Below are 7496 nucleotides of genomic sequence, written 5' to 3'. Positions count from 1 at the left end.
GCTCCCGCCGGAGACCGCGCGGGTCGGCGGCGAGCTGGCGCTCGCCGAGATCCCCGACCCGCGCTGCCAGGTCCGCGACGCAAGCCCACGGGGGGCCGGATCCCTTTCGGAGGGGTGCCCGCGGTCGGTGCGGCTGTCGCCGCACCGGTTGTGACACGGCGTCACCAGCCCCGGGTCAGGACCTCGCGGCCGTTACTGATGGTAACGAGGCTCCGCTGTCCGTCGTCCGCGCCGACCCGGCAACAGACATCGTGGACAAATCCTCACCCCGCAAGGGGTGACCGTGACCAGCGGCGGAGAGTGAGGCCGCGGGAGCAGCGGTCTGGACCACGACGGACATCGCGGTAGCTCAAATCTCCGTCCTAACAGGAACTCAGGGCCCGGCTCATCCCCACTCCGAAAGGTCTCCAGAGCGCCGGGCAGCAGTGTGGCGCGGTGGCCGTTGGCCACCGCGCCACAGGATGCGTTTCGCGCGTTAGCCGGTCGCGCAACTCGCGGTCGGCGTCGTGTTGTTGCCGTTCTTGTAGAGCGTGATGCCGAAGTTGTTGCCGCTGCCGTTCGGCCTCGCCGTGAGTGTGCCGCTGCTGCCGCTGACCGACGCGTTCCAGCTGTTTTGCAGGCTCTGGCTGCCGTTGGTGCGGATGGTGACGACCCAGTTGCTGGCGCCGCTGACCGAGAAGGTCGTGTTGAACCGGTCACTCCAGTCTTCCGCCCGGCTGACGCTCACCGAGCAGTTGCCACCGCCGGGGTTGCTCGTGGTGGGGTTGGTGGTGGGGTTGCCGCCCCCGCCTTCCCGGACCGTGATGTCAGAGCTGCCCTGGCTCTGGTAGCCCTCGGTGGCCATGACCTGGTAGGCCCAACTGCTGCCGAGGTTGAGGCCGGCGCGGGCCCAGGCGTCGACGTGGTTGGCGAAGGTGATGGTGCCACTGCTCCGCTTCTGCTGGCGGACGCTCCAGTACTGGTAGAACGTGGCGGTACCGTCGATCGACGGCTGGTTGACCCGCTGGCTGCGCAGGATGTCGTAGGTGCCGCCGTCAGTGGTGACGGTGCCCAGCCGCTGGGCGCCGCTGCTCGGGTTGTAGCTGCCGAAGTTCTCCACGACGTAGTACTCGATGAGCGAGTTCCGCGTCCACCCGTACAGGGCGAGGTAAGTGTTGTTGTTACCCGGGTTGTAGGTGCCCGAGTAGCTGACCGTCCGCCGGCTACCGGTGGCCCAACCCTTGCCGCCGACCCAGTTGTTGGTGCTCCTGCTCCACGAGCTGGAGTACCGGCCGTTCTCGCGCAGCACTACGCAGGCGTCGCCACTGTCTTTCCAGAACGAGAAGTAGAACCCGTTGTGCGTGCCGGTGGTGTTCGAGCAGACCTGGCGGTCGGCTTCGGCGTTCGCAGCGGTGGCCGTGAGCGTGCCGCCGACGGCCAGCACTACGGCACAGGCGGCGCCGATGAGCATCCTGGTGCGGCCGCGTCTGCGGCTCGTGGGGCGAACGGGGGCGTCGTTCATATTCGCGCTTCCTCCTGGTGGGCCGGTCGACGACCAGAGGACCAGAGTCTCCGTGGGGAAGACCCGGATCGATGGCGGCTGATGCCATCGATGGCACAGTATTGTTTCGACTCGCTGGCGTTGTCAACACTTCCCGGAACGATTCCGAAACCTTATCCCGCTAGAGCCCTGGTCGAGGCACAGGGTCTGGCCTGTACGTGGCTGCCTGTCAGAGGCTCGCCCGCTGGTCAGCCGCACCACCTCGAAGCGACCTGGCATAAGGCTCATGTTTCCGAAACTTCCAGAAGCCTTCCGGTCAGCGGCGGGCCTCGCGGACCAGAGGGAACGGGAGCGTCTCCCGGATCGAGCGGCCGGTCAGCAGCATGACCACCCGGTCCGCGCCGAGCGCCAGGCCGCCCGTGGGTGGCATCGCGTACTCCAGCGCTTGCAGGTAGTCCTCGTCCGGCTCGGCCGCGTCCGGGTCGTCGGCCGCCGCCTCCGCCAGCCGCCGCCGCTGCTCGACCGGGTCGGTGAGCTCGGAGCGGCCGGTGCCGATCTCGGTGCCGTACGCCACCAGGTCCCACCGCTCGGCCAGCCGCGCGTCGGCCGGGTGCGCCCGGGCGAGTGGCGACACCTCAGCCGGAAAGTCCACGTAGAACACCGGCCCGGTGGTGCGCGCCGCCACCAGCCGCTCGTACATCTCGCGCAGCAGCGCGCCCCGCTCCTCCCGCTCGTCGCACGGCACGCCGGCCGCCTCGGCAATCCGGCGCAGCGCGCCGACGCCGGTGTCCGCCGACACGAACTCGCCGAGCGCCGCCGAGAGCGCGTGGTAAAACGGCACTACCGGCCAGTCCCCGGTCAGGTCGTACTCGACGGGTGTGCCGTTGGCGCCCGGCCGGTAAGCGACCGTCGAGCCGTACGCGGCAAGTGCCGCCCGCTGCACCAGCGTCTGTGCCAGCGCCCGCGTCGTGCGGTGGTCGGCGTACGCCTGGTACGCCGAGAGCAGCGTGAACTCCGGGTTGTGCTTGACGTCCGCGCCCTCGTTGCGGAAGGAGCGGCCCAGCTCGAAGACCCGCTCTACCCCACCGACGGCGAGCCGCCTGAGGTAGCGCTCCGGGCCCACGCGGAGGTAGAGCCGCAGGTCGTAGGCGCCGGCGCGGGTGGTGAACGGCCGCGTCGCGTCTCCCGCCGCCACCCGCTGGAGCACCGGCGTCTCCACCTCCAGGTAGCCGCGGTCGATCAGCGTCTCGCGCAGGCTCTGTATCGCGGCGCTGCGGGCCCGGAGCACGTCACGGGCCTCGGCGCTGGTGATCAGGTCGAGGTAGCGCTGGCGCACCCGCGCCTCCGGCCCGGCGAGGCCGTGGCGCTTGTCCGGCAGCGGGCGCAGGCACTTGGCGGTGAGCTGCCAGGCCTCCGCGCGCACGGAGAGCTCGCCGCGACGGCTGGTGACCACCTCGCCGCGTACCCCCACGTGGTCACCGATGTCCACTGTGGACCGCCACGCCTCGACGTCGCCGTCGACCATCACCTGGAGGTCGCCGGTCCAGTCCCGCAACGTGGCGAAGCAGACGCCGCCGTGGTCGCGCATCAGAACGATGCGGCCGGCCACCGCGACGATCTCGCCGGTACGCGTGTCCGGCGGCAGCCCTTCGTGCCGGATCGTCACCGCGACCGTGTTGTCCGTACGCGGAAAGCCCGCCGGGTACGGGTCGGCGCCCGCCTCGATCAGGCGTTCCCGCTTGCCGAGCCGGATGCGGGCCTGCTCGCAGCGGTCCGGCTCGTCTTCCGCGACGCTCGTCTCACCGGCCGCCGTGGCTATGGCTACCGGCGCCACCGGCACCGACGCCGCCCGCCGCACCTTCGCCAGGTCACGCGAATCGGCCACGCAGGTGTACCGGGGAGTCCACTGTGGCTGGTAGCGGGCGCTCTCGGCGTACCGCCCGACGCCGAGCGACACCGAGTCGACGCGCAGCCGGGGCGCCGCCCGCATCAGCGCCGCCACGAGGAACTCGACCACGCCCGGGTCGGTCTCCGGCGCGCGGGCCGCGACGTCGAGGCTCAGCCCGTGGGCGCCCCACGGCACGAACGAGAGCAGGGCCCGCCGCGCACCGTCGCCGTCGTACGCCTCGACCAGCACGCACCGCCCGTCTCCCGGGTCACCCAACCGCCCGAGGGCGCCGGCGCCGCCCCACGAGCGGGCCAGCGCCGCGGCCGCCTTCAGCTCTTCGTCGGATACCTCCGAGAGCCGGCGAACCTGTGCCGTGTACCCGGTCCGCTCCACCCGGCTGACCGCCTGCCGCACCGGGCGCATGCGCCGGCCGTCCAATGTGAACTCTCCGCTGTGGAGGATCGCCTCGTCACCGGTGCGGGTGGCGGTGAGCCCGGCGCGGGCGTACGCCACCGCGCCCTCCTCGCTCGCGCCCGTGACGGCCGGTGTCCAGGCGTACTCGCCGGCGCGCTCCAGCCACGCGGCCACGGCCGGCGCCCATGCCTCCGGGTCGCCGATCGGGTCGCCGGTGGCTAGGCCGAGGCCGTTCACCATCCGGTAGGAGACCGCGGACTTGCCCGTGGGCGAGAACGCGGCGAGGTGGTCCCGCCGGGTCGCGAGGTAGCCGAGCGAGTCACGGTCGCCGTACCGGCGCAGGAGGTCGCGGATCCGCTCCTCGTCACCGACCGGCAGCACGGCGGCGGCCCGCTGCGCCCGGCGGTGCGTCCACAGCGCGCCCAGCAGCGCGAGCGCGCCGAGCAGGCCGAGCAGGAGGTCCACCCAGCCGGGCGCCCGCGCCGCGCGACCCGGGTCGACGACCGCGCCGCCGAGCACCTTCTCCGCCGCGTACGCCACCCGCTCGCCGGCCGCGCCCAGCTCACCCGGTGCGGCCTGGACAAGGAGGTACCCGATCGCCACGCCTGCGCCGGCGAGCACCGCGAGCACGACCGCCGCCAGACCGGGACGGCCGGGGCGCATCCGGGCGGTGAAGTCACGCCGGGCGATCAGCAGCGCGATCAGGGCGAGCGCGGCGACCCCGCCGTGCACGCCCGCGACGATGCGGTCGCCCTCTCCGATGCCCGCGTCGGCGAGGCGGTCGGTGGGCATGGCCAGCAGCACCGCGCCGACCGTGACGGCGACGGCGAAATAGGCGATCAGCACCGCGTACGCGATCCGCTTGCGCCGGGCGGTCGCGACGGCGAGCAGGGCGACGAACGTCGCGTACCCCAGGTTGGGCGGGACCGGCACGAGTGGCGCGCCGAGATCGCGGCGTACCTCGTCGGTGAAGACACCCGCGACGGCCGCGAGCGCGGCGACCACGGCGACCGCCCACAAGATGGCGGCGAAGATCGTGGGAGTGCGCGCGGCGCGTGGCCGCGGCGCGACCGGCGCCTCGGCGTGCGGTTCGGCGCGGGTCAGGATCGGCCCCAGAGTGGTGGTCACGTCGGCCCTCCTACCAGCGGTGGCGGTTGTGCCCATTATGGGAGTATTTTTCGGAAAACGACGGTGTTTCCAGCGACGGGGGATCTGGGTACATGACTGGCGTGCGGCTGACCGTGGGTGTCGAAGAGGAATTCCTGCTCCTCGACGCCGAGAAGAGCCAGGCGGCCCCGGCCGTTGACGCGGTGCTGGCCGAGGTGCCCGACGACCTGCGGGGACAGGTGACCCGGGAGTACCTCACCAGCCAGATCGAGATCAACAGCCCACCCGGGCTCGACCTGCGCGCGTTACGGCACTCGCTCGGCATGCTCCGCTCCGGCATCGCGGGCGCGGCGGGGCGGGCGGGCGCGCGGGTGGCCGCCATCGGCTGCTGCCCGGTCACCGGCCCGGAGCCGCCGGTGGTGGACGAGCCGCGCTTCCACCGGATGGTCGAGCGCTACGGCGCCCTCTCGCCCGGCCCGGGGCTCAACGGGCTGCACGTCCACATCGGAGTGCCCGACCCGGACACCGGCGTCCAGGTGCTCAACCACCTGCGTCCCTGGCTCCCCCTCCTGCACGCGGCGACCACCAACTCGCCGTTCGCCGAGGGGCGGGACAGCGGATACGCGAGCTGGCGTTCGGTGATGTGGGCGCGGTGGCCCTCGGTCGGGCCGACGCCGTTCCTGGAGTCGCACGACCACTACGAAGACCTGGTGAGCCGGCTGGTCGCGTCCGGGGCGATGCTCGACGAGGCGATGCTGTACTGGTACGCCCGCCTCTCCGCCCGCTATCCCACCGTCGAGCTCCGCCTCGGCGACGTCTGCCCCAGCCTCGACGACACGATCCTGGTGGCCGCGCTGGCCCGGGCCCTCGTCGGCACGGTGCTGGCCGACATCGAGGCCGGCCGCCCGGCACCCCGCATCGACCAGCCCCTGCTGTCGGCGGCACACTGGCGCGCCGCGCACGACGGGCTCGCCGGCCTCCTGGACGACCCGGCCGACCAGCGCAGCCGGCCGGCGTGGCACCTGTTTCAGCGTCTCTTCGACACGGTGCGCCCCGAGCTCGAGCGCAACGGCGACCTCGAGCTTGCCCTGCCCCTCATGGGGCGGCTGCGCTCCCGGGGCACCGGCGCGTCGCGGCAGCGGGCCGTGTACGCGCGCACCGGCGACATGGGGGCCGTGCTCGACCTGGTGACGATCGCCTAGGAGATGTCGAGGCGGGTCAGCACCTGGCGAAACTGCTGAAGGGAGATCCTTTCTCCCTCCGTGGGCGACAGTTCGAGGAAGTAGACCACCCCAGACGCCTCCCAGCGGAGCTCGTAGCCGATTTCCTTGATCGCGCGCGGATAGATCGTGCCGCGCGCGCCGAGGACGTCGACCGTGTCGATCGGGTCCGCGGCCGGCGTCGGCGCCTGGTCCGGCGGATACCCGTGGATCCAGACGTCCGGCCCGCCGCTCCGGGTGTACCCCACGGACCACAAACCCTCGGACCCTGGGCTGGCGCCGAAGCTCGTGGTCACCTCGGACCAGCCATCCGGCCCCTGCGGCACCACCGGCAGGTCTGCCTCGCGGTACACCGGGCGCGTGGTTTCGTCGAAGCCGTCGACGAGCGCACGGTCGCCGAGTGGCTGGTGCAAGGTGACCTCGACGGGGACCAGGGAGCCGCCCCCCTGTGAGGGGCAGCCGAGGCCATCCACGGAGACATCCCACAGCCCCAAGGTGGCCACGTCGTCCTCCATCGCGGTGCTCGCCTGGAGAAACCACCTGTCCTGGCAGGGCGGGCCGTCCGGGGGACGCGTCGCGTAAAGCGTGACCTTGGTGCCGGTCCGGTCTACTCGCGCCATCCACCAGGTGACCTTCGTACCGAGCGTCGAGCCGGGCAGGACGGGTCGCTCGCCGGCGGAGGGCGGCGCCGACTCGTCCGGCGTCGCCTGGCGCCAGAGGGCCGGCGTGATCACCAGCGCCATCGTGACCGCGGCCGCCGCGAGGGCGTTGCGGCGGGTCCGGCGCCGGCGCGCTCGCGCGCGTACCTCGCGCAGCGGCGGCCGGCGCAGCTCGTCCGGTATGCCGGGCACAGCCTCTTCGAGCAGGCGGGACACGGTGTCGTCGGTCATCGGTGCGCCTCCTCGAGTAGGTCGCGCAGCGCCGGATCGGCCCGGAGCGTGGCCAGCGCGCGTGCGGTGTAGGACTTGACGGTGCCCAGGCGGATGCCGAGCGCCTCGGCGGTCGCCGCCTCGGTCATGTCGGCGTGAAACCGCAGCATCAGCACGGCCCGCTGCTGCCGGGGCAGCGCCCGCAGCGCGGTCCGCATCGCGCTCCGCACCTCGGCGTCGGCGTGCGGGTCCAGGCCCGGGCGGTCGGGCAGCCGCTCGGTCGGCACCTCACCCCGCCACCGGCGCCGCCACCAGTTCAGGTAGGTGGTGGCCAGCATCGCCCGCAGGTATGCGTCGGGTGCGCCGGTCCGGATCCGCGGCCACCGCCCGTACGCCTTCGCGAGCACGGTTTGCAGCAGGTCTTCGGCCCGGTGCCAGTCGCCGGTCAGCAGCCATGCCGAGCGCAGCAGCCGCGGCCAGGCCGCCACCAGGTACGCCTCGAAGTCGTCCACCGTCCC

At 72.6% G+C, this 7496-nt stretch carries 5 protein-coding genes; 1 reads left to right on the top strand and 4 read right to left on the bottom strand.

The genetic code is table 11. The features are described from left to right. Positions 1-475: 475 nt before the first annotated feature. Complete coding sequence (locus AC5L36_RS06695; protein WP_441214463.1) at positions 476-1501, bottom strand: glycoside hydrolase family 11 protein; 1026 nt, start codon at positions 1499-1501, stop codon at positions 476-478. A gap of 295 nt (positions 1502-1796) precedes the next feature. Beyond that, positions 1797-4910, bottom strand: a complete 3114-nt coding sequence (locus AC5L36_RS06690) for a lysine--tRNA ligase (RefSeq protein WP_441214462.1) — start codon at positions 4908-4910, stop codon at positions 1797-1799. 92 nt (positions 4911-5002) lie between these two features. Here AC5L36_RS06690 and AC5L36_RS06685 point away from each other — a divergent pair, with 92 nt between their 5' ends. Beyond that, entirely contained in the window at positions 5003-6091 is a 1089-nt protein-coding gene (locus AC5L36_RS06685) for a carboxylate-amine ligase (RefSeq protein WP_441214461.1), read from the top strand. On the opposite strand, the gene AC5L36_RS06680 is transcribed toward AC5L36_RS06685, so the two are convergent. Together AC5L36_RS06680 and AC5L36_RS06675 are read right to left on the bottom strand one after the other, a co-directional pair. Further along, positions 6088-6999, bottom strand: a complete 912-nt coding sequence (locus tag AC5L36_RS06680) for a hypothetical protein (protein ID WP_441214460.1) — start codon at positions 6997-6999, stop codon at positions 6088-6090. The two genes, AC5L36_RS06685 and AC5L36_RS06680, sit on opposite strands and share 4 nt — an antisense overlap. Then, positions 6996-7490 carry a SigE family RNA polymerase sigma factor gene (locus tag AC5L36_RS06675; protein WP_441214459.1) on the bottom strand — a complete coding sequence of 165 codons (495 nt, stop codon included), beginning with the start codon at positions 7488-7490 and terminating at the stop codon, positions 6996-6998. The genes AC5L36_RS06680 and AC5L36_RS06675 overlap by 4 nt, the downstream gene beginning before the upstream one ends. Between the last annotated feature and the right edge of the window lie 6 nt (positions 7491-7496).

This window comes from Phytohabitans sp. LZ39 (assembly GCF_059359075.1).
This window is presented reverse-complemented; position numbering and strand designations above follow the sequence as displayed.

Coding starts and splice junctions, on each gene's coding strand:
- AC5L36_RS06680 (WP_441214460.1), bottom strand. CDS start 6,999: ATGACCGACGACACCGTGTCCCGCCTGCTCGAAGAGGCTGTGCCCGGC.
- AC5L36_RS06685 (WP_441214461.1), top strand. CDS start 5,003: ATGACTGGCGTGCGGCTGACCGTGGGTGTCGAAGAGGAATTCCTGCTC.
- AC5L36_RS06695 (WP_441214463.1), bottom strand. CDS start 1,501: ATGAACGACGCCCCCGTTCGCCCCACGAGCCGCAGACGCGGCCGCACC.